This window comes from Microbacterium sp. T32 (assembly GCF_001619615.1).
GTDB lineage: Bacteria > Actinomycetota > Actinomycetes > Actinomycetales > Microbacteriaceae > Microbacterium.
In genome coordinates this window covers 1-20,963 of record NZ_LQQP01000067.1, presented here as the reverse complement: position 1 = coordinate 20,963, position 20,963 = coordinate 1, and the positions used below count along the sequence as shown (strand labels likewise).

General features: G+C 71.0%; 21 protein-coding genes and 1 pseudogene. 8 read left to right on the top strand and 14 right to left on the bottom strand.

The features are described from left to right. Nucleotides 1-62 precede the first annotated feature (62 nt). On the top strand, nucleotides 63-245 hold the full coding sequence (locus tag AVW09_RS15470) for a DUF3073 domain-containing protein (protein ID WP_022878118.1): 183 nt from the start codon (nucleotides 63-65) through the stop codon (nucleotides 243-245). Between the two features lie 6 nt (nucleotides 246-251). On the opposite strand, the gene AVW09_RS15465 is transcribed toward AVW09_RS15470, so the two are convergent. The 4 genes from AVW09_RS15465 to AVW09_RS15450 all read right to left on the bottom strand — a co-directional run bounded on the left by AVW09_RS15465 (nucleotide 252) and on the right by AVW09_RS15450 (nucleotide 5,308). Continuing rightward, nucleotides 252-1,469 carry an MFS transporter gene (locus AVW09_RS15465; protein WP_063258898.1) on the bottom strand — a complete coding sequence of 406 codons (1,218 nt, stop codon included), beginning with the start codon at nucleotides 1,467-1,469 and terminating at the stop codon, nucleotides 252-254. Continuing rightward, nucleotides 1,466-2,932, bottom strand: a complete 1,467-nt coding sequence (gene purF, locus AVW09_RS15460) for an amidophosphoribosyltransferase (protein WP_063258897.1) — start codon at nucleotides 2,930-2,932, stop codon at nucleotides 1,466-1,468. Before purF ends, AVW09_RS15465 begins: the two co-directional genes overlap by 4 nt. 6 nt (nucleotides 2,933-2,938) lie before the next feature. Then, nucleotides 2,939-4,081, bottom strand: a complete 1,143-nt coding sequence (gene purM / locus AVW09_RS15455) for a phosphoribosylformylglycinamidine cyclo-ligase (protein ID WP_063258896.1) — start codon at nucleotides 4,079-4,081, stop codon at nucleotides 2,939-2,941. Nucleotides 4,082-4,462: 381 nt separating this feature from the next. Then, nucleotides 4,463-5,308 (bottom strand): DUF559 domain-containing protein, encoded by an 846-nt coding sequence (locus AVW09_RS15450; protein WP_063258985.1) that lies wholly within the window; start codon nucleotides 5,306-5,308, stop codon nucleotides 4,463-4,465. Nucleotides 5,309-5,609: 301 nt separating this feature from the next. On the opposite strand from AVW09_RS15450, the gene AVW09_RS15445 reads away from it, so the two are divergent. Beyond that, the gene (locus AVW09_RS15445) at nucleotides 5,610-6,221 is read left to right on the top strand and encodes a hypothetical protein (protein ID WP_063258895.1); all 612 of its coding nucleotides are present in this window, start codon (nucleotides 5,610-5,612) and stop codon (nucleotides 6,219-6,221) included. 39 nt (nucleotides 6,222-6,260) lie between these two features. On the opposite strand, the gene AVW09_RS15440 is transcribed toward AVW09_RS15445, so the two are convergent. Together AVW09_RS15440 and AVW09_RS15435 are read right to left on the bottom strand one after the other, a co-directional pair. Beyond that, nucleotides 6,261-6,596 carry a hypothetical protein gene (locus tag AVW09_RS15440; RefSeq protein ID WP_063258894.1) on the bottom strand — a complete coding sequence of 112 codons (336 nt, stop codon included), beginning with the start codon at nucleotides 6,594-6,596 and terminating at the stop codon, nucleotides 6,261-6,263. 73 nt (nucleotides 6,597-6,669) lie between these two features. Continuing rightward, nucleotides 6,670-7,026 carry a sterol carrier family protein gene (locus tag AVW09_RS15435; RefSeq protein ID WP_063258893.1) on the bottom strand — a complete coding sequence of 119 codons (357 nt, stop codon included), beginning with the start codon at nucleotides 7,024-7,026 and terminating at the stop codon, nucleotides 6,670-6,672. Between the two features lie 194 nt (nucleotides 7,027-7,220). On the opposite strand from AVW09_RS15435, the gene purD reads away from it, so the two are divergent. After that, a complete protein-coding gene (purD, locus tag AVW09_RS15430; RefSeq protein WP_063258892.1) occupies nucleotides 7,221-8,492 on the top strand; it encodes a phosphoribosylamine--glycine ligase in 1,272 nt (423 codons plus the stop codon). Between the two features lie 164 nt (nucleotides 8,493-8,656). Next, nucleotides 8,657-8,995 (top strand): TfoX/Sxy family protein, encoded by a 339-nt coding sequence (locus AVW09_RS15425; protein ID WP_063258891.1) that lies wholly within the window; start codon nucleotides 8,657-8,659, stop codon nucleotides 8,993-8,995. A gap of 89 nt (nucleotides 8,996-9,084) precedes the next feature. Here AVW09_RS15425 and AVW09_RS15420 read toward each other — a convergent pair whose 3' ends face one another. The 5 genes and pseudogenes from AVW09_RS15420 to AVW09_RS15400 form a co-directional block, all read right to left on the bottom strand. Further along, complete coding sequence (locus AVW09_RS15420; RefSeq protein WP_269454568.1) at nucleotides 9,085-9,573, bottom strand: putative Ig domain-containing protein; 489 nt, start codon at nucleotides 9,571-9,573, stop codon at nucleotides 9,085-9,087. A 66-nt stretch (nucleotides 9,574-9,639) separates the two neighbouring features. Next, nucleotides 9,640-10,344: pseudogene (locus tag AVW09_RS15415) on the bottom strand (ice-binding family protein); the annotation flags it as partial. A gap of 247 nt (nucleotides 10,345-10,591) precedes the next feature. Next, entirely contained in the window at nucleotides 10,592-12,127 is a 1,536-nt protein-coding gene (locus tag AVW09_RS15410; protein WP_063258888.1) for a DHA2 family efflux MFS transporter permease subunit, read from the bottom strand. After that, nucleotides 12,124-12,744, bottom strand: a complete 621-nt coding sequence (locus AVW09_RS15405; protein ID WP_063258887.1) for a PadR family transcriptional regulator — start codon at nucleotides 12,742-12,744, stop codon at nucleotides 12,124-12,126. Before AVW09_RS15405 ends, AVW09_RS15410 begins: the two co-directional genes overlap by 4 nt. 178 nt (nucleotides 12,745-12,922) lie before the next feature. After that, nucleotides 12,923-14,629 (bottom strand): BCCT family transporter, encoded by a 1,707-nt coding sequence (locus tag AVW09_RS15400; protein WP_063258886.1) that lies wholly within the window; start codon nucleotides 14,627-14,629, stop codon nucleotides 12,923-12,925. 119 nt (nucleotides 14,630-14,748) lie between these two features. Between AVW09_RS15400 and AVW09_RS15395 the strand changes: the two genes are divergently transcribed. From AVW09_RS15395 to nhaA, 3 genes are all read left to right on the top strand, one after another. Then, on the top strand, nucleotides 14,749-15,678 hold the full coding sequence (locus AVW09_RS15395) for a phosphoribosylaminoimidazolesuccinocarboxamide synthase (RefSeq protein ID WP_231901861.1): 930 nt from the start codon (nucleotides 14,749-14,751) through the stop codon (nucleotides 15,676-15,678). Between the two features lie 151 nt (nucleotides 15,679-15,829). Next, the gene (locus AVW09_RS15390) at nucleotides 15,830-17,167 is read left to right on the top strand and encodes a uracil-xanthine permease family protein (protein ID WP_063258885.1); all 1,338 of its coding nucleotides are present in this window, start codon (nucleotides 15,830-15,832) and stop codon (nucleotides 17,165-17,167) included. 238 nt (nucleotides 17,168-17,405) lie between these two features. Then, entirely contained in the window at nucleotides 17,406-18,737 is a 1,332-nt protein-coding gene (gene nhaA, locus AVW09_RS15385; protein WP_063258983.1) for a Na+/H+ antiporter NhaA, read from the top strand. Between the two features lie 35 nt (nucleotides 18,738-18,772). Here nhaA and AVW09_RS15380 read toward each other — a convergent pair whose 3' ends face one another. Beyond that, on the bottom strand, nucleotides 18,773-19,114 hold the full coding sequence (locus AVW09_RS15380) for a hypothetical protein (protein ID WP_156496134.1): 342 nt from the start codon (nucleotides 19,112-19,114) through the stop codon (nucleotides 18,773-18,775). Nucleotides 19,115-19,215: 101 nt separating this feature from the next. On the opposite strand from AVW09_RS15380, the gene AVW09_RS18105 reads away from it, so the two are divergent. Beyond that, nucleotides 19,216-19,428, top strand: coding sequence for a hypothetical protein (locus AVW09_RS18105; RefSeq protein ID WP_063258883.1), 213 nt, complete (start codon nucleotides 19,216-19,218; stop codon nucleotides 19,426-19,428). Nucleotides 19,429-19,449: 21 nt separating this feature from the next. Here the strand turns inward: AVW09_RS18105 and AVW09_RS15370 are convergent, their stop codons facing one another. Together AVW09_RS15370 and AVW09_RS15365 are read right to left on the bottom strand one after the other, a co-directional pair. After that, entirely contained in the window at nucleotides 19,450-20,463 is a 1,014-nt protein-coding gene (locus AVW09_RS15370) for a LacI family DNA-binding transcriptional regulator (protein WP_063258882.1), read from the bottom strand. Nucleotides 20,464-20,496: 33 nt separating this feature from the next. Beyond that, nucleotides 20,497-20,949, bottom strand: a complete 453-nt coding sequence (locus tag AVW09_RS15365; RefSeq protein ID WP_063258881.1) for a helix-turn-helix domain-containing protein — start codon at nucleotides 20,947-20,949, stop codon at nucleotides 20,497-20,499. Nucleotides 20,950-20,963 lie beyond the last annotated feature (14 nt).

The following is a 20,963-nucleotide window of genomic DNA, read 5'->3' as shown; positions in this document are numbered from 1 at the left end:
CGGAACCGCAATACGCAGGGCCCGCAGCACGGCCCTCGACGTCGATCGTGAGGGGGTCTCGCATGGGGCGTGGCCGTCAGAAGGCGAAGAACACCAAGATCGCCCGTGAGCTGAAGTACGACACCTACTCGGTGAACTACTCCGCTCTCGAGCGCGAACTCGGCGCACCCGCTTCGGGTGAAGACGCGTACGTCGACAAGTGGGCCGACCAGTACGAAGACGAGTACGAGGACGAGAAGGCGTAACCCTTCTCACCACGCTCGACCGTGGCGGCGTTCCCACGCCGCTTCGATCGTTTCCGACCGCGCCATCACGATGGCCGCGGGGATCACGATCGCGATGACGGCACCCAGCACGGTCATCCCGGCGGTCCAGCCCCCGCTGAACTCGTGCGTCACGCCGAGCGCAAGGGGCATAAGCGCGGCGAGCCCGTATCCGGCCGCCTGGACGAATCCGCTCAGCGCCACGGCGGTCTCGTGCGACCGCGTGCGCAGCCCGAACAGCACCAGCACCATCGGGAACATCAGCGGCGGCAGCCCGATCAGCACCACCCACAGCACCGGCGCCGCCGCCGGCGCGAACAGCAGCCCCGCGACACCGGCGAGGCCGCCCACCACCGCCACGGCGTAGAACGGCGCGGTCCGGCGCAAACGCGCCACGAGCACCGGGACCACGAGCGCGACCGGCAGCCCCATGAACGAGAACAGCGCGAGCAGCCCACCCGCGGTCGCGGCGTCGACACCCGCCGTGTCGATGAGGATCGCCGGCATCCACGCGAACATGCCGTACGCGACGGACGAGTTCACGGCGAACGTGATCACGAGCGCCCAGGTCTGCGGGACCCGCACGACACGCGACAGCACCGACGCGCGTGGTTCCTCGACGATGTCGTCGCGACCCGCCCGAGCCCGCGCGGCCGTCACCACCCAGGGCACCACGGCCGCGACCCCGACGAACGCCCACACCGCGAACGAGCCGCGCCAGCCGATCGCCTCCGACAGCGGCACCGCCACGAGCGGCGGCGTGAACGTCGCGACCGCCATCGTCGTCGAGTAGACGGTGGTCATCAGGCCGACGCGGTCGGGGAAGTACTTCTTCACGACGGCGGGGAGCAGCACGTTCGCCACCCCGACCGCCGCGAACACCCCCGCGGTCGCGGCGAGGAGCGTCCCGGCATCCACCGCCACGGCCCGCAGGCCGAGCATCGCCGCCGCGGTCGCCGCGGCGATGAGGACGAGGCGCTCCAGACCGACCCGGCGCTCGATGGCCGGGGTCACCACCGCGGACAGCGCGAACGCCACGGGCGGCGCCATCCCGATGAGCCCCACCACCGGCGCCGGCAGCGGGAAGTCGCGCGAGATCGCGCTGAGCAGCGGCGACAGCGACGCCACGGCGATGCGGAGCGTGAGGGCGAGCAGCACGATGGCCGCCGCCGCCCACACGACCGTTCCCGCGCGGCGGGAGGTCAAGACTCCTGGCTGCCCTCGACCCAGGCCAGATACTCCTCCGACACGGTGCCCGTGACGTAGCGCCCGTCGAAGCAGCTCATGTCGAGGTCGACGAGGTCGCTGCCCTCCATGATCGCGGCCTTGAGGTCTTCGACCTCCTGGTACACGAGGTAGTCGCAGCCGAGCTCCTCGGCGATCTGCGGGATCGTGCGGCCGTGGGCGACGAGCTCGTGGCGCGACGGCATGTTGATGCCGTACACGTGGGGGAACCGGACCGGCGGAGCGGCCGACGCGAACGTGACGCTCTTCGCCCCGGCATCCCGAGCCATCTGGATGATCTCGCGGCTGGTGGTACCGCGGACGATCGAATCGTCGATGAGCAGGACGTTCTTGCCCTGGAACTCGGTCGACATCGCGTTGAGCTTCTGACGCACGCTCTTCTTGCGGACCGCCTGCCCGGGCATGATGAACGTCCGGCCGACGTAGCGGTTCTTGTAGAAGCCCTCGCGGTACTCGATGCCGAGCTTGCGCGCGACCTGCATCGCGGCGGGGCGCGAGGAGTCCGGGATCGGCATGACGACGTCGATCGAGCCGTGCGGGGTGTACTTCGCGATCGTGTCGGCGAGGCGCTCGCCCATGCGCAGCCGCGCCTCGTACACCGAGATGCCGTTCATCACCGAGTCGGGGCGGGCGAGGTACACGTACTCGAACGAGCACGGTGCGAGCGTCGGGTTCGTCGCGCACTGCTGCGCGTGGAGCGTGCCGTCGAGGGTGATGAACACCGCCTCGCCGGGCTCGACGTCGCGGACGACCTCGAAGCCGGCGTTCTCGAGCACGAGCGACTCGGATGCCACGACCCACTCCTCACGGCCGTCGCTGCCGCCGGCGGGGCGCTTGCCGAGGATGAGGGGGCGGATGCCGAACGGGTCGCGGAACGCGAGGAGTCCGTACCCCGCGATGAGGGCGATCGACGCGTACGAGCCCTCGACGCGCTCGTGCACGCGCGCCACCGCGCGGAACACCTGGGCCGGGTCGAGGTCGGGGCCGGAGATCTCGGACTGCAGCTCGGAGCCGAGGATGTTCACCAGCAGTTCGGTGTCGGAGCTGGTGTTCAGGTGCCGGCGATCCTTGTGGAACAGCTCGCTGGTGAGCTCGCGGGTGTTCGTGAGGTTGCCGTTGTGCACCAGGACGATGCCGTACGGGGCGTTGACGTAGAAGGGCTGCGCCTCTTCTTCGCTCGAGGCCGTGCCCTTGGTCGCGTAGCGGACGTGGCCGAGGCCGATGTCGCCGAGCAGCGCGCGCATGTCGCGGGTGCGGAACGCCTCGCGGACCTGGCCGCGGGCCTTGTGGATGTGGAAGACGCCGCTCGCCTCCGCCGTCGCGATGCCGGTGGAGTCCTGGCCGCGGTGCTGGAGGAGGAGGAGCGCGTCGTAGATCTCCTGGTTGACCGGGCCCTGCCCGGCCATGCCGACGATGCCGCACATGGGGTGTTACTTCGCTCCGTTCGCCGGAGATCCGGCATCCGCGTACGAGCCGACCAGACGCACCGCGCCCCCGTCGACGCCCTTCGCGCCCTGTTCGAACTCTCCGTCGGGACGCGCATCGTCGCGCACCACACCGACCTGCCAGGTGTCGATGCCGTCGGCCCGCAGCGCTGCGATCGCGGCATCCACGACCTCCGGGGCGACGACGGCGAGGAAGCCGATGCCGAGGTTCCAGGTGCCCTCGGTGGCCGTCAGCTCGAGGTCGCCGAGGTCGGCGAGCACCCGGAACACCGGCGGCGGGCTCCACGTCGACCGGTCGACGTCGACCCAGGTGTTCTGCGGCAGCACGCGCGCGAGGTTCGCGGCGATCCCGCCGCCCGTGACGTGGCTGAGCGAATGGATGCCGGTGCCGACCGCCGCATCGCCGAGCAGGCGCAGCAGCGGCGAGGTGTACAGCCGAGTGGGCTCGAGGAGCGCCTCGCCCCACGTGCCGCCGAGCTCGGCGGAAGCCGCGCCGTACGCGATGCCTCGGCCCGCGACGATGTGGCGCACGAGCGAGTAGCCGTTGGAATGCAGACCGCTGGAGGCGAGGGCCAGGACCACGTCTCCGCTCTTCACGCGCTCCGCACCGAGCACGCGGTCGGCCTCGACCACACCGGTCGCGGCGCCCGCGACGTCGTAGTCGTCGATGCCGAGGAGGCCCGGGTGCTCCGCCGTCTCGCCGCCGACGAGTGCCGTGCCCGTGAGCTCGCAGCCGCGCGCGATGCCCGCGACGATGTCGGCGATGCGGGTGGGGATGACCTTGCCGCACGCGATGTAGTCGGTCATGAAGAGCGGGCGCGCGCCGACCACCACGATGTCGTCGACGACCATGCCGACGAGGTCTTCGCCGATCGTGTCGTGCTTGTCGATCGCCTGCGCGATCGCGACCTTCGTGCCGACGCCGTCGGTGCTGGTCGCGAGGAGTGGACGCGCGTAGTCGCGCAGCGCGGAGGCGTCGAAGAGGCCGGCGAAGCCGCCCACTCCCCCGAGCACCTCGGGGCCGTGGGTGCGCTTGACGGCCGTCTTCATCAGCTCGACGGCGAGGTCACCCGCGGCGGTGTCGACGCCGGCAGCGGAATAGGGGTTTTCGTGGGGAGCAGAGGCCACCGGAACAGACTACCCGCAGGATCCGATCCGCCTCCCGCCGCTGCGCTGCGCGGGGGCGGGCGGGGGCTCGGTGGGGCCGCGGCGGCGTGACGAGGGGAGGGCTCGGTGGGGCGCCGCGGCGTGACGAGGGGAGGGCTTGGGGCGAGGGGAGGATGCCACGGCCTCCCGGCATCCTCCCCTCCTCCCCGACCCTCCCCTCCTCCCGCACGCCAGGGGTTCGGGGGCGGGGCGTCGAGCCGCAGTGGACACCGCGGCGATCGTGCCCGTGACGAGGGGAGGGCCTGGGACGGAGGGAGGATGCCACGGCCTCCTGGCATCCTCCCCTCCTCCCCCGCCCTCCCCTCCTCCCGCCGCGTCACGGGCGGGATGCCGGGGAATGAGCTAGTCGCGGGCCCGGTGAAGCCCCTGGGCGACCGCGTTCATGACGGTCATCTGCACCTGGGGCCAGTCGTGAATGACCTGTCGATAACCGACCCGTATGACGTGGTAGCCGTGAAGGGTGAGCAGTGCATCGTGCTGGATGTCTTGCTCGCGCTGAGCGTCGACGTGGTGGCCCCCATCGACTTGGAACACGAGCCGGTCTCCGATCAGGAGGTCAACGCGATGGTCGAGGATCCAGGCCTGAGGAATCAGACGGAGCCCGAGCCAACGAAGTCGGGCGATGAGATACGTCTCCAATCCCGAGTCCGCGAATGGTTGCGCAACCTCCGCAAGCGCGCGGGCTCTCGCGGGGAGCGGCAGGCGCGAGAGTTCCTCCAGCGAGATGAGCCGCTTGTTCAAGGCCGACTCCCACACGACCAGTGCGTCGTCATGAGGAAGACAGGATGCGACGGCGACGAGCGTGTTGCCGACGCCATCGACGAGTGAGTCCGGGTGCCGCGGAATCACGGGGCGCGTGCGGTGGACCCGTGTACCCGGGGCGACGTCCACCCGCCCCGAGTGCGGACCGGCGGCGACATGCGGTTCGGAGTGCGATGCGACCCAGAGGCCGTGATGCACGGCGGCCGTGACGCACGTCAGAATCACGCCCGCGCGCGCCGCGGCGGTGACGTACGGATCGGCGTCGGGCAGGGCCAACCACCGGCGACGCAGACGCACGAGTTCGCCACGGTCGATGGCATCGGCGACCGCGCGCCAGGAGACTCCCGCCTCGGCGAGTCGTACTCCGCGCACGACCCCGCCAGCCCGGCGAGCGAGGTCGACGGGATCGGTGCGGTGAGCTGGCATCCACATACTGTGCGGGATTCGGCACGAAGGCGTCCGGCGAGAACGCTCTTCTGTGGACGCAATGCCGGATTCCGCGACTGGGGAGGAACCGTCGCCCGCAGTCCGTGCGTGGATGCCACGGGACGAGCGGAGGAGTTGGGAGCTACGGAGGATGCCGGGAGGGGGATCGCTCCTCCCCTCGCCCCATCGCCTCCGGTCCTCATCGAGAAGCGGCAGGCGAGGCACGATCAGGGAAGCCCGCGCAGCGACGCCGCGCGCAAGGCCCGCCCTCCCGGGCCGCGCCCGTCTCTACAATTGCGCCATGACGGGCGGCCAGCCGGAGTGGACGATCCGCGAGGACGCGGCGGTCCCGGTGCTCGTCGCGCTCTATCTGCGCCAGGTCTGCGGCATCCGGGATCCGGAGGAGCTCCCCGCCCTCCGACGCGTCCCCGGGTATGACGGCATCCCCCGTTCCGACGACGAGCAGGCGCTGCTCGAACGCGAGTGGCGCGAGCTGTGGGCGATGAGCGTCGAGCCGCTCGCGCACCCGTCGCCGGTGCCGCTCGAGCTGGTGGAGGGCTTCGAGGACGTGCTCGCGCTGCCGGTGGGGCGGGCCGAGGCCCTCCGCGCGGTCGTCACTCCGTACGCCGCGGCGGCCCTGGAGTTCGCCCGCCATGCCCACGCGAGGTATCGGTCCGACCGCGCCGCGCGCCCCGGCGTCTCGTATCGCGCCTACGCGAGCGCGATCGCCGAGCACGAGCGACGCGTCGGTCGTCGGGCGCACTCGTTCGAACTCAACGTGCAAGTACTGCCGCTCGCTCAGCGCGGGGTGTGGTGGATCGGGTCACTGACCGTGGCCGTCACCGACGGGCTGCGCAGCGACGTGGTGGCGTTCGACACCGCCATCCATCCGATCATCGCCGAACTGGCGTGAGAAGAGCTGGCGTGAGAAGAGCCGGCGCGAGCGATCGGATCAGTAGCGGTAGCGCTCGTGGTCGACGGCGACGTCGCGGACCTTGCGACCCACGATCCGCTCGGAGATGAGGGCGGCGATCGCTCCGAGCGCCACACCGATGACGACGAAGATGAGCGCCGTGAACATGAAGACCTGCAGCTGCGAGTACACGACGTTCGTGTAGGGGCTGAGATCGGCACCGTCGATCGCGACGGTGAGGATCAGGGCCACCAGGATGCCGAGCAGTGCACCGGCGGCGAGGAACACGCCGTACTTCGGCGCGCGGCGGACGCGCAGCGTCACGATCTCCTCGTGCACGAGGGGCTTGCGTTCGGGGGCGGGCTGCTCAGCCATGGTCACATTGTCCCACCGCGGAGGTGCTCGCGGGTCGCCGATGCTCCGACATCGAGATCACGCCAGGGCGGGGTCACGGCCGCAGCGGCAGCAGCGCGCTGAGGTCGGCGCGGACACCGGACGCGACGATCCGGCCCGAGGCCGCGGCATCCGCCCAGCTTTCGGCTCCGGTGGCGACGGCGATCCAGGTCGCGGCGTCGGTCTCGACGACGTTCGGCGGGGTTCCGCGCGTGTGCCGCGGGCCCTCGATGACCTGTACGGCACCGAACGGCGGCACGCGCATCTCGACGGAGTTGCCCGGCGCCTTCTCGACGAGCAGCTGCAGCAGGTACCGCACGGCGGTCGCGGTCGCCGGGCGCGAGGCGTCGCCCGCGGCCACGGCGGCGAGCGCGGCGCGACCGTCTCCGGTGTCGATGCGGCGGGGAGGCATGGCATCCACGCTACTCGCGGGGTGCGACATCGGCCCTGTCCGGGCGGCGGCAGCACGGCGCCTTCCCGCCGGGGGGGCTTCAGTGTCCACGACACGCGGACACGACACCGCGGCATCCGCGTGTCCTGGACACCGAAGAGGGCGACCGCGCAGAGGGGGCGGGCGGTGTCGGAGGCGCTCGGTAGGCTGGCGGCGTGAGAATCCTGGTCCTCGGTTCGGGCGCGCGCGAGCACGCCATCATCCTCGCCCTGCGCTCCGAAGAGGTCTCGCACGCGATCTACGCGGCCCCCGGCAATGCCGGCATCGCTCGCGACGCCCACGTCGTCGACCTCGACGCGAACGACCCGGTCGCCGTCACCGAGTTCGCCAAGGCCGAGGCGATCGACCTCGTCGTGATCGGTCCCGAAGCTCCGCTGGTCGCCGGCGTCGCCGACGCGCTGCGCGAGCGTGGCATCCCGGTGTTCGGTCCGGGCAAGGCTGCGGCGCAGCTCGAGGGCTCGAAGACGTACGCCAAGCGGATCATGGATGCCGCGGGCGTACCGACCGGCCGAGCCGTGCGCGCGCACGATCTCGCCGGAGTCGCGGCGGCGCTCGATGAGCTCGGCGCCCCGCACGTCGTCAAGGCCGACGGGCTCGCCGCGGGCAAGGGCGTCATCGTGACGTCCGACCGCGCCGCCGCCCTGGCCCACGCCGAGACGTACCTCCCGACCGGCCCCGTGCTCATCGAGGAGTTCCTCGCCGGCCCCGAGGTCTCGCTCTTCTTCCTCAGCGACGGCGACCGCGTGCTCCCGCTCAGCCCCGCGCAGGACTTCAAGCGCCTCCGCGACGGCGACGAGGGCCCCAACACCGGCGGCATGGGCGCGTACTCACCGCTGCCGTGGCTGCTCGAGCGGTTCGGCGGCGAGGAGGAGTTCGTCGACCACGTCACGCGCGAGATCGCGGAGCCGGTGATCCGGCAGATGGATGCCGAGGGCACCCCGTTCATCGGACTGCTCTACGCCGGGCTGATCCTCACCGAGGCCGGCGTGAAGGTCATCGAGTTCAACGCGCGGTTCGGCGACCCCGAGACGCAGGTCGTGCTGCCGCGGCTCGTCGACCCACTGTCGACGCTGCTCATGGCCGCTGCCTCAGGCACGCTCGAAGACCAGCCGCGTCCCGCGTTCGCCGAGGCCACGGCCGTGACCGTCGTGCTCGCGAGCGAGGGATACCCCGAGGCTCCGATCACGGGTCGCCCGCTCACCGGGCTCGACGAGGCCGAAGAGGTCGACGCCGTGCACGTCGCCCACGCCGCGACGGCGCTGCACGACGGCCGGCTCGTCGCGACCGGCGGACGCGTGCTCAACGTCGTCGCCCTCGGCACGACGTTCCGCGAGGCCCGCACGGCGGCCTACGAAGCGTTGAGTCGTATCGAACTCGAGGGCGGTCAGTACCGCACCGACATCGCCGCGCGCGTCGTCGAGGACTGACCCCACGCGGCGCGCCGCGGCTCGCTGTGTCCGGCCCGCGCCACTGCATTCCGTCGACATCTCCCCCGCAGCCCGCAACCGAGATGTCAGTGCGCTGCAGTCTCGGCGCTGATCGGTGATTCGCCCCTCGCCCTGGCATCCGGTTCCCGGCTACCGTGTGCGACATGGTCGACCGGGATGCCATGGCCCGAGCACACGCGATCTTCGACCCGATCGCGGAGACGCTGTGTACGCTGCCCGACGTCGACATGGGCCGCATGTTCGGCACCGAGGGCGTCCGCGTGCGCGGAAAGGTGTTCGCGTTCGTGGCGCACCAGGGCGGGCTGGTCGTGAAGTTGCCGGAGCAGCGCATCGGTGAACTCGCCGCCGATCGCGTCGGCGCCCCGATGGTCATGCGCGGTCGCCCGCTGCGGGAGTGGGCCGAGATCTCGCCGGATGCCACCGAGACCTGGGCCGCGCTCATCGACGAGGCACACCGCTTCGTCGACGCCATCACTCCCTGACGGGCGGTCGGACCGCGCCGCGATGGCACCCGCCCACCGGCCGGATGTCGCCGGGGCGACCACCCTCGCCGAGCGGATGCCGACGAGCGTCAGCCTCGGCGGGCTCTGCGACGCACCGCGATCAGCGCGATCGCTCCGGCCGCGAGCAGACCTCCCGCGATCAGGAGAGTTGCCCCGGTCGCATCGGCGCCGGTGACGGCGAGCCCGCCCACGGGCGGGCGTGCGCTGCCGGACGGCGAGGGCAGCAGGACGGGCAGGGATGCCGACGGCGAGGGCGACGGGGACATCGTCGGCGTCACGGACACCGACGGTGAGGGGCTCGGCCCGGGAGCGGCCGGGCGAATCGTGAGAGTCACGTTCTGGGTCGCGTCGGGGCTCGTCCCGTTCGAGGCGATGATGACGAGGTCTTGGTCACCCGAGGCCGTCGGCGTCCCCGAGATGACACCGGTGGCGCCATCGAACGTCAGCCCGTCGGAGAGCCCCGTGACCGTGATGGTGGGAGTGGGGGTACCGGTGGCCGTGACCGTGAAGGTGTACGGGGTGCCCGCGGTCGCGGCATCCGGAGTTCCCGACGTGATCGCGGGTGCCGTCGTGTCGGACGGAGAGCCGGCGGGAGGGCAGCCGGTCGAGGCTGTGATGGTGTTCGTATCCAGCGTGACCCCACCGTTCTGAGCGAGCAGGCGGCCGTCCACCGTGGCGCCGGTGACGGCGGTGATGGATTGCTCGGCCACGATCGTGCCCTGGAACTGCGCCGCCGAACCGATGGTGGCGGAGCTGCCTACCTACCAGAACACGTTGCACGAGCTCGCTCCGCCCGTGATGACGATGCGGGTTCCCGAGCCGATCGTGAGGCTGGACGCGGCGCGGAAGACCCACACGGACTCCGCGCTGCCGGCGAGGGTCAGCTGTCCCGTGTCCGCGAGGGCGAGGGCGCCTCCGTCGTAGACGCCCGGAGTCAGCGACAGACCATCGAGTTCGCCGAGGCCGGTCTGCGTGGGGGTCAGCGAGGCGGCGACGCCGTACGCCTTCGCCGCATCCCCCTGGGCTCGTTCCGCGTCGGCATCCGTCTGATGGATCGCGCCGGTCACGACGCCGTCGGTGGGCCCGCCGAATCCGGTGATGGAGGTTCCCGGCGAGAGGCCGAGGTCGCCCTCGACTCGGGTGGGGCCGGTGTTGGTGACGGTGCTCGCACCGAGCACGCCGTATGTGGCGGCGGTGCCGAGATCGACGGGGCCGTCGATCACCGTGTCCGCGGATGCCGGGGAGACCACCGCCACCCCCAGGACGACGGCGAGACCGACACACGTGAGCGGTGTCGCGAAGGAGCGGAAGAAGCGGGACGCGGCCATGGGTGGCACCTGTCTGAGGGTGGAGCGCCACAGGGCAACGTCGACGACGTGGGCGCATCCAGTCTCCGCAGTATGCTCCTCATCCCGCACCGGAAACGGGATCGGCCGGGATTGGCGACCGATTGCCAGGATGAGGCCGCCCGACGAGTGGGTCCTTTCCTCGAAGACGCGTCGGTTCGGCCCCGTTCCCGCCCCCACACACGACGACGCCGCCACCCGGTGGGGCGGCGGCGTCGGGGCGAACCGGCTACTCGGCGGCGGCCGGAGCTGCCTGAGCCTCGGCCGGAGCGGCGTCCCGGGGCGACCCGTGGGGCCGGATCACCGACGGCCGCTTCATGAACAGCACGGCGATGAGTCCGACGAAGATCACACCGATCGGCAGGAACAGCGACTGCCCCATGGCGTTCGTGAAGCCCTCGACGACCTGCGGCGGGAGCGATCCGGAGCCGAAGCTCTGCGTGGCATCCCCCGCTCCGGGCAGGTTGGCCTCGAGGCGCGCCTGCATGAACGCGGCGATGGATGCCGAGCCGATCACCGACCCGACCGTACGGGTCGTGTTGTAAATGCCGGCACCGGCACCGGCCTGCCGGGGCGGAAGGTTGCGCGTCGCCGTGGTGGCCAGCGGCCCCCACATGCCGGCGTTGCCGATACCCATGAGCGCGCTCGGGATGAGGAACGCCCAGATCGGTGCGTCGTTGAGGATGAGCGCCGTGTAGAGGCCCAGCGATCCGCCCACGAGGAGCAGCCCCGGAACGAGCAGCACGCGCGGGTCGGTGCGATCGAGGAGCTTGCCCGCGAACGGGGCGAGCACACCCGACAGGATCGCGAGCGGAACGAGCAGCAGCGCCGACTCCGTGGGAGTGAGGCCGCGGGCCAGCTGCAGGTAGAACATCTGCGGCAGCGCCATGCTCGTCACGGTGAAACCGACCGCGGCGATCGCGAGGTTCGAGACCGAGAAGTTGCGGTCGCGGAAGAGGTCGAGCGGCACGAGCGGCTCGGTCTTGCTGCGCGCCTGCGTCCAGACGAACAACGCCATGACGACGACACCGGCCGCGACCATCGCCCAGATCCACGCGGCCCAGTCAAAGTGCTCGCCCTCCTGCAGACCGAAGACGATGAGGAACAGACCGACGGCGCTCAGCGCGACGCCGAGGAAGTCGAACTTGTGGGTCGACTGCGGCAGCTGCGGCACGAGGATCAGCGCGGCGATGAAGCCGATGACACCGACGGGGATGTTGATGAAGAAGATCCACTCCCACCCGAGGCCATCGACGAGCAGCCCGCCCGCGAGCGGGCCGACCAGCGTCGCGACACCGGCGGTCGCGCCCCACAGGCCCATCGCCGCACCGCGCCGCTGGGGCGGGAAGGTGCGGGTGATGACGGCCATGGTCTGCGGCGTCATGAGGGCGGCACCCAGGCCCTGGACGGCGCGGGCGATGATGAGCACCTCGAGCGACGACGCGAGGCCGCACGCGAGCGACGCGATCGTGAAGATCGCGAGTCCCACGAGGTAGACGTTCTTCGGGCCGAAGCGGTCGCCGAGACGACCCGTCACGAGCAGCGGCACGGCGTAGGTGAGGAGGTACGCGCTCGTGACCCACACGACGTTGTCGAGGTTGTTCGTCGACGGGTCGAGCGCCGCCTTGATGGCGGGGTTCGCCACCGAGACGATCGTCGTGTCGACCAGGATCATGAAGAACCCGATGACCAGGGCCCAGAGGGCCGGCCACGGGCTGCGTTCGGGAGGAGCGGATGCCGCGGACGCGGCGCGGGTGTCGGTCATACGAGGGGTTCCTTCGAGAGGCGGAGTCGTTCGAGGTGGTCGGGGAGGCCGTCGATCCCCCAGGGCAGGGAGCCGTCGGCCAGGCCTTGACGCAGGGAGTCCTGCCAGGCGAGCTCGGCGTCGAGGAGAACGGCTTGCCGTTCGACCTCGATCATGAACTGGTGCGGGACCGCACGCCGGTGCGCGCGGGACAGCCCGTCGCGGTGGACGTCGCGGGAAGCGACGAGGAGGTCCCGCCGCCGGTCGAGGAGCGCGACGACGTCGTCACGATCGAGGTTGTGCGCTTCGGCGAGCGCGACGCGGAATTCGCCGGGCCGGTCGATCCGCGGCAGTTCCGCGCGGACCCAGGCGTCCACGGCATCCTTGCCCGCGTCGAGCAGGGTGTAGGTCGTGCGCTCCGGGCGGTTGCCGTCACGATCCACGCCGACCTCGGCGATCAGCCCCTCGCGCTCGAGGCGGGCGATCGTGTGGTAGATCGTGCCCTTCTGCAGCGGAACGAGCCGATCGTCGCCGCGCTCGCGCAGGAGACGCAGGAGTTCGTACGGGTGCATGTCACCCTCGCGGAGGGTCGCAAGCAGCGTGACCGCGAGCGGGGTGAGGCGCGTGAGGTCCGGCATCCGTCTCCTTGGTCCGTGTCGAATAGTCCACATGGACTATACCGCAGCCGTGGATGCCACGACCCCGGCCGCGCGCGAAATTTTCGGTGTCCACAACACGCGGACGCGCCGCGGCACGGTCCGCGTGTCTTGGACACTCAAGTAACAGGGAGGCGCCCCGGCCCCGCACCCGGCGGCGTCACCCCACCGGCGCGTCGGCGTCCGCCGCGCGACGCCGCCGCCACCGGGCGGGGAGGCCGAAGATGCCGCGCTGGTTGGCCTCCTCGACCTCGAGTCCGTAATGCTCACCGATCTGGTCGCGCAGCTGCGCCCGCTCGACGCGGTCGTACGCCTTCAGCTCACGCCGGAACGCGACGACCGTGGCCGCGCAGATCGCCAGCAGCACGAGACTGAACGGCAGCGCGATACTGATCGCCGCCGTCTGCAGCGCCGTGAGTCCACCGGCGATCAGTAGGGCGAAGGCGATGACCGAGGTCGCGAGCGTGAAGAACACGCGCGTCCATCGCGGCGGCTCCTCCTCGCCGCCGGTCGCGATCATGCTCATCACGAGCGCGCCGGAGTCGGCCGAGGTGATGAAGAAGATCCCGATGAGCAGCAGGAACCCGACCACCAGGAACACCGAACCCGGGATCGTCTCGAGCAGCTGGAACAGCGCCGTCGACACGTCGATCGTTCCGTCCGCGCCCACGAACGTCGCGGAGCCCGTGAGCTCGGCGTAGATCGCGGATCCGCCGAGCACCGTGAACCACAGGATGCCGACGAGCGTGGGCACCAGGATCACTCCGGTGACGAACTCGCGCACGGTGCGTCCGCGGGAGATGCGCGCGATGAAGATGCCGACGAACGGCGCCCACGAGATCCACCAGCCCCAGTAGAACGCCGTCCACGTGCCCTGCCACGCGACACCCGCGTCGCCGGAGTACGCGCTCGTGGTGAACGAGAGTCCGACGAAGTTCTGGATGTAGTTGCCGATCGACTGCACGGCATCCCTCAGGAGGAACTCGGTCGGCCCCGCGAAGAGCACGAAGAGCATCAACAGACCGGCGAGCACGAGGTTGACGTTCGACAGCCACTTCATGCCGCGGCCCACGCCCGACAGCACCGAGAACAGGACGAACGCCGTGATGACGCCGATCAGCACCGCCTGGCTGATGAGGGTCGTCGGCGCGACGTCGAGGAACTCGAGGCCCGCGCTGATCTGGATGACGCCGAGACCGAGCGAGGTCGCCACGCCGAACAGCGTGCCGACGAGCGCGGCCACGTCGATCGCGTTGCCCCATCCGCCCTGCACGAGCCGGGCACCGAGGATCGGCTCGAGCGCCCACCGGATCGTCCGCGGACGCTTCCGACGATGGAAGGCATAGGCGAGCGCGAGCCCGATCACGACGTAGATCGACCACGCGTGCACGCCCCAGTGGAGGAACGTCTGCGACATCGCCTGCTGCGCGAGCTGCGTCGCCGTGCCCTCGACGCCGGGGCGGGGCGAGGCGAAGTGGCTGAGCGGTTCGCTCACACCGTAGAAGACCAACCCGATGCCCATGCCCGCCGCGAAGAGCAGCGAGAACCAGGACAGCGTCGAGAACTCGGGCTCGTCGTCGTCGCGGCCGAGCTTGATGCGCCCGAACCGGCTGAAGCCCATCGTCAGCGCGAACGCGACGAAGAACGCCGCAATCAGCACGTAGTACCAGTTGAACGCCGAGACGATCGCGGTCTGCAGCGTACCGAACGCCGTCTCGGCAGCATTCGGGAAGATCAGCGCGAAAGCGATGAACGCCAGCGCGATGGCGGCTGCGGGCCAGAACACCCAGCCGCGCAGAGTGCGGCGGTGGGCGCTTCCGTCGGGAGGATCGATGGATGCCGCGGTGTCGGGGGTCGCCTCGGTCATCCTTCGACCGTAGCGACCGGGTCCGACACCGCAGGGGGGCGGGCGCGCGGAGCCGCGATGTGGCAAAATCTGTGCTCGCGCGGCCATCGGCGCGCGAGCCGACCCGCGATAATGAGCGGGTGATCCCCGCTTCCCCCCTCGTCCTCGACGGCTGGCGCCACGTCTATTCGGGCAAGGTCCGCGACCTCTACGTGCCCGCCGACACCGCCGAGGACGCCGCGCCCGCGCACCTGCTCGTCGTCGCGAGCGACCGGGTGAGTGCGTTCGACCACGTGCTGAGCCCCGGCATCCCCGACAAGGGCGTCCTGCTGACGACGCTGAGCCTGTGGTGGTTCGACCGTCTCGCGGGCGCCGACGGGGGGCGTGGCATCCCGAACCATCTCGCCGCCGATCACGTGCTCGAGGGGGACGACGCGGTGGAGCTGATCCCGGATGCCGTGCGCGGACGCGCCATGCTCGTCCGGTCGCTCGACATGCAGCCGATCGAATGCGTCGTGCGCGGGTACCTGACCGGATCGGGCTGGGCCGAATACCAGGCGTCGCGCACGGTGTGCGGCATCCCGCTTCCCGAGGGACTCGGTGACGGCGACCGGCTGCCGGAACCGCTGTACACCCCCGCGTACAAGGCGCCGATGGGCGAACACGACGAGAACATCACGTACGAACGCTCCGTCGAGCTCGTCGGCGAAGACACGGCCGCGGCCCTGCGCGACCTGTCGCTCGAGATCTACCGCCGTGCCTCCGCGATCGCCGAGAAGCGCGGGCTCATCCTCGCCGACACGAAGTTCGAGTTCGGGTACGACGCCGCGGGAGTCCTGACCCTCGCGGACGAGGTGCTGACGTCGGACTCGTCCCGCTACTGGGATGCCGAGGCCTGGCGCACCGGCACCACCCCCGCGGAGCGCATGGCGAGCTTCGACAAGCAGATCGTCCGCGACTGGCTCGCCGCCCACTGGGACAAGCAGGGCGAGCCGCCCGCGCTCCCCGACGACATCGTGACGCGCACCCGCGCCCGCTACGCCGAACTGCTCGAGCGCCTGACGTCCTGAGGCCGCGGCCCGGCGTCCCGGGCCCGGCCGCCCCGCCGCCGAACGCCCACGATCGGGTCGGCGGCCCACGTTCCGGTCGCCCCGGCCGTGAGCGTTCGGCCCGATCGTGAGCACTCGGCATCCATCCCCCACCCCACCGCGAGGAGACCACATGTTCCGCTGGAAGCTGCACGGGAACGGGCGCACGGTCGCGCCCGGAGCGGTCGTCGCCCCGGGCGAACGCCTCAACTGGGGTGCGACGATCGCGATCGGGCTGCAGCACGTCATCGCGATGTTCGGCGCGACGTTCCTCGTGCCGGTGCTCACCGACTTCCCGGTGTCCACGACGCTGCTGTTCTCGGGCGTCGGGACGCTGCTCTTCCTCCTCGTCACCCGCAACCGGCTCCCCAGCTACCTCGGCTCGTCGTTCGCGTTCATCGCGCCCGTCACCGCCGCGACCGCGATCGGCGGAACGGGGTCGGCGCTCGCGGGCATCGTGGCCGTCGGCATCCTGCTCGCGATCATCGGCTTGGTCGTGCAGTTCGTCGGTCTCGGGTGGGTCGACCGGGTCATGCCCCCGGTGGTCGCCGGCGCGATCGTCGCCCTCATCGGCTTCAACCTCGCGCCCGTCGCGTGGTCCAACTTCCAGAAGCAGCCGCTCCCCGGCACGATCACTCTCGTCGCGGTGATCCTGTTCAGCGTCCTGTTCCGCGGGTTCCTCGGCCGCATCTCGATCTTCCTCGGCGTCATCGTGGGCTACGTCGCGACGGTGCTGATCCAGGCCGCATCGGGCGAGACCCTCATCGACTTCGCCCCGGTCGAGGCCGCAGCGTGGATCGGCTTGCCCGACTTCCAGCTCGCCGACTTCACGAAGCCCGCGAGCTGGTCGGTCATCGCGATGTTCCTCCCGGTCGTGCTGGTGCTGGTGGCCGAGAACGTCGGGCACGTGCGGGGCGTGGCGGCGATGACGGATGCCACGGCCAACCGCTCCACCGGACGCGCGCTCATCGCCGATGGCGTCGCCACGACGCTCGCGGGCACGTTCGGCGGCTCGGGCACCACGACGTACGGCGAGAACATCGGCGTGATGGCCGCGACCCGGGTGTACTCGACGGCGGTGTACTGGGTCGCCGGCCTCACCGCGATCGTGCTGAGCCTGTCGCCCAAGATCGGGGCGGTGTTCAACACAATCCCCGCGGGCGTGCTCGGCGGCGTGACCACCGCGCTGTACGGCCTCATCGGGATCATCGGCATCAAGATCTGGGTCGACAACCGCGTCGACTTCTCCCGCCCCGTCAACCAGTACACGGGTGCCGTCGCGCTGGTGCTCGCGATCGCCGGGTTCACCCTGCAGTGGGGCGACTTCCAGCTCGGCGCCATCGTGCTCGGCGCCGTCGCCGCCCTCGTGATCTACCACCTCGGCAACGTCATCGCCCGCGCCCGCAAGACCGGTGCCGACGACGGCGGCCCGATCCCCGCGGTGGGTCCGCTGGGCGGCGACCCGTCCTGACGCGCGTGGGTGGCATCCCGCCGCCGCCTCGGCCGCCACTTCACGTGACTTCGCCGAACGTACACGCCATGACCGGCCATAGCCCGTACGCTCGGCCAGATCGCGTGATCTGGCGCACCCACCTGGCGCACCCACCGCACGCACGCGCACAGATCACCCAGCCCGCCCCGGGTAAACTGGACGCGGCGTGTCGGGAAGTCTGGTCGACGACGATGTCGACGACCCCGAAAGGGATGCCATGAACGAAACCCCCGTGCGCGCGCCGAGCTGGCCGGGCTACCGCGAGGTCCACCGCGTCACCACGCTGCTCCGCCGCGAGTCGGTCGGCGGGATGCTGCTGGTGGTGGCCGCGATCGCGGCGATCATCTGGGCGAACTCCCCCGCCTCGGACGCGTACTTCGCGCTGCGCGACCTGCGGTTCGGGTACGAGCCGTGGCACCTCGAGCTGAGTGTCGGGTCCTGGGCGGCGGACGGGCTGCTCGCGATCTTCTTCTTCATGGTCGGGCTCGAGCTCAAGCGCGAGATCGTCGTGGGGAGCCTCCGTCGCTTCAGCACCGCGATCGTGCCGATCACCGCCGCCGCGGCGGGCGTCGCGGTCCCGGCGTTGATCTACGTGCTGGTGACGTCCTCGCAGCCGAGCCTCCTCGCCGGTTGGGCGATCCCCGCGGCCACCGACATCGCGTTCGCCGTCGCCGTGCTCGCGCTCGTCGGCTCGCACCTCCCCGGGCCGCTGCGCATCTTCCTGCTGACCCTCGCCGTGGTCGACGACCTCATCGCGATCGCGATCATCGCGCTGTTCTACACCAGCGACATCTCGCTCCTGCCGCTCGCGGTCTTCGCGGTGCTCGTCGCGATCTACGGCACCATCGCGCACCTCGGCCGCGCCTGGTTCGCGCGCCACGCGTGGGCCGCGTGGGTCGTGCTGCTCCCGATCGGTTTCGCGGCGTGGGCGTTCCTGCACGCGTCCGGCGTCCACGCGACGATCGCGGGTGTCGCGCTGGCGTTCACGATCCCGGTCGCTCCGTCGAAGCGTCAGCCCGAGATCCGCGGCATGGACCTCGCCGAACAGTTCGAGCACCGCTTCCGGCCGCTGTCGGCGGGCATCGCGGTCCCGATCTTCGCGTTCTTCGCGGCGGGCGTCGCGATCGGCGGCGTCGAAGGCCTCGCGCGCGCCGTCATGGACCCCGTCACGATCGGCGTCGTCGCGGGTCTCGTGCTGGGCAAGCCGATCGGCATCCTGCTCGGAGTCCGCGTGCTCACACTCGTCACCAGAGTGCGCCTCGACCCGGCGCTGAAGTGGATCGACCTCGCCGGCGTCGGCCTCCTCGCGGGCATCGGGTTCACGGTGTCGCTGCTCATCGCGGAACTCAGCTTCCCCGCCGGCTCGGAGCACACCGACGACGCGAAGATCGCGATCATGGTCGCGTCGCTCCTGGCATCCCTCCTGGCGGCCGGCGTCCTGCTCATGCGCAACCGTCGCTACAAGCAGCTCGCGGCGGAGGAAGAGGTGGATGCCGACGGCGACGACATCCCCGACGTGTACCAGCAGCCGCTCCCCCGCGACCGCTGAGCGCGAGGCGAGTCAGCCGCTGAGCGCGGCGCGGTTCAGCCGAAGATCTGCGCCGCGATGTCGGACAACCACGCCCGCGCGTTGACGTTGACGGTCTCAAGGTAGATCCACACGTCGTCGCGCGCGACGACCACGTCTTCGCTGCTGGCCGCGTCGCCCGGGCGCATGCAGTACTGCGCCCCGAAGTCTTGCGCGGCCTGGCACTGATACCCCTCGGATGCCAGCTGCTGGAGGCCGTCGTTGACATCGGCGGGGGTCGCGGTGCTGACGATGAGCAGGACGGCGGCCGCCTCCTCCTGGATCCAGTTGCATGACAGCTTCGTGGTGGCGTTCGGCGGCGAGGGACGGACGAACCCGTCGGCGTGCTGCGCCGTCAAGCCGCCCACGGTCTCGGCCCGGCTGCTCGCGGTGCCGAGCTCGTCGCAGGAGGGGGGGGATCCGGGACGCGTCGCTGACGGAGGTCTCGGATGCGGTCGGCGTGGGCGTCGCCGCGGGCGTCGGCGTCGCGACGGTCACCGTGGGCGTCGCGGTCTCGGTCGCGACGGGGGTCGCCGGCTCGGGAACGCAGCCGGCGAGACCGGCGATCGCGATCACGGCCGCGGCGACGGCAGCGCTTCTCCATCGAGGCATGGCGGGTCCTCTCGGCGCGCGCGCGAATGCGGGTGTGGGCGGCGCGGTGCGCCCACCCTAGCGGGTGACCGAGGCCCGTGTCTCAGGCAGACGCGCGCTCGATGATCTCGGTCGGCAGGATCGCGGCGTTCGCCGTCGCCCGGCCCGCGAGCACGTCGAGCAGCATCGTCGCCATCTGGCGACCCTGGTCGTGCGACGGCTGACGCACCGTGGTCAGCGCCGGCACGAGCGAGGTCGCGACCGCCGAATCGTCGAACCCGATGACGGCGATGTCGCGCCCCGGCTCATGGCCGTGCTCGCGCAGCGCGGTGTACGCCCCGCGGGCCATGAGGTCGCTCGCGACGGAGAGAGCGTCGGGAAGATCTCCGGATGCCAGGATCCGGCGCATCGCGTCGGCTCCTCCGGCCTCGGTGAAGTCGCCGTCCTCCACGGCCGCCGGCTCGAGTCCGGCTTCGTCGAGCACCTCGCGGAAGCCCTGCAGCCGGTCGATGCCGGCGGGCATGTCGGAGGGGCCGGATACGGTGGCGATGCGGCGGTGACCCCGGTCGAGGAGGTAGCGGGTGGCATCCCGCCCGCCCTGGACGTTGTCGACGTCGACATAGTGATCGGTGGGGCGCACGCGCGCGGGGCGCCCGCCGAAGACGACGGGCACGGTGTCGGCGAGACGGTCGACGAACGTGTCGCTGGTGTGGTGCGAGGCGACGATCGCGCCGTCGACGCTGCCGCTGCGCAGGTAGCCGAGGGCCTTGGCGCTCGCGTCGTCGCTGGCGATCAGCATGTTCATGACGTAGTCGGACTCGCCGATGACCTCGCCGATGCCCGCGACGATCGATCCGAAGAAGGGGTCGCCGAAGAACCGGTCCGTGTCTTCGGGGATGACGAGCGCGATGGCCCGCGTCTGGCGGCTGGCGAGGGAACGGGCCGCGCGGTTGGGCACGTACTGGAGCTCGTCGATCGCGCGCCGCACGGCTTCGAGCGCGGACGGCGACACCGCGGTCGAGCCGTTGACCACGCGCGACACGGTGGAGCGGGACACACCTGCTCGTGCGGCGACCTCTTCGATGGTCGCGGTGCCGCGTACGGGTGTCAGCGACATCGGGCTCCTCCCGGGATGAGCGACCGCGCCGCTTCACTCGCGGCGACGTTGCGAGCGTACCGCTCCCGACTGGTGTGGATCCGTTTCGCCGTGCTTGGCGAGTGCGTCTTTCAGAGCGCGGGCCGAGGGAAAGCCCGAGAGGTCCGCGATCTCGGCGCGACTTCGGTCGCGTTCGGTCGAGAGGAGACCCCGGGCGAGACGCAGCCGCTGGACGCGCAGGACGTCCCCCGGCGACTCCCCCTGCCGCTGGAAGGCCCGCTCCAACCGCCGCCGCCCGACACCCAGCCGTCGCGCCAGCGCGTCGACGGTCAGATCACGGCGCGCGGCTTCCGACTCGATGATGATCCGCGCGCGGGAGTACAAGTATGCGTTGTCTCCTTCACCCGGATGCCTCGGCACGCGGGGCCCCGACTTGGCCCGGATCTCGGCGTGCACCGCGGCGACGAGCGCCCGCAGCGCTGCCGCCACGGCCGTGGCGGTGCTCATTACCCCCCCCCCCC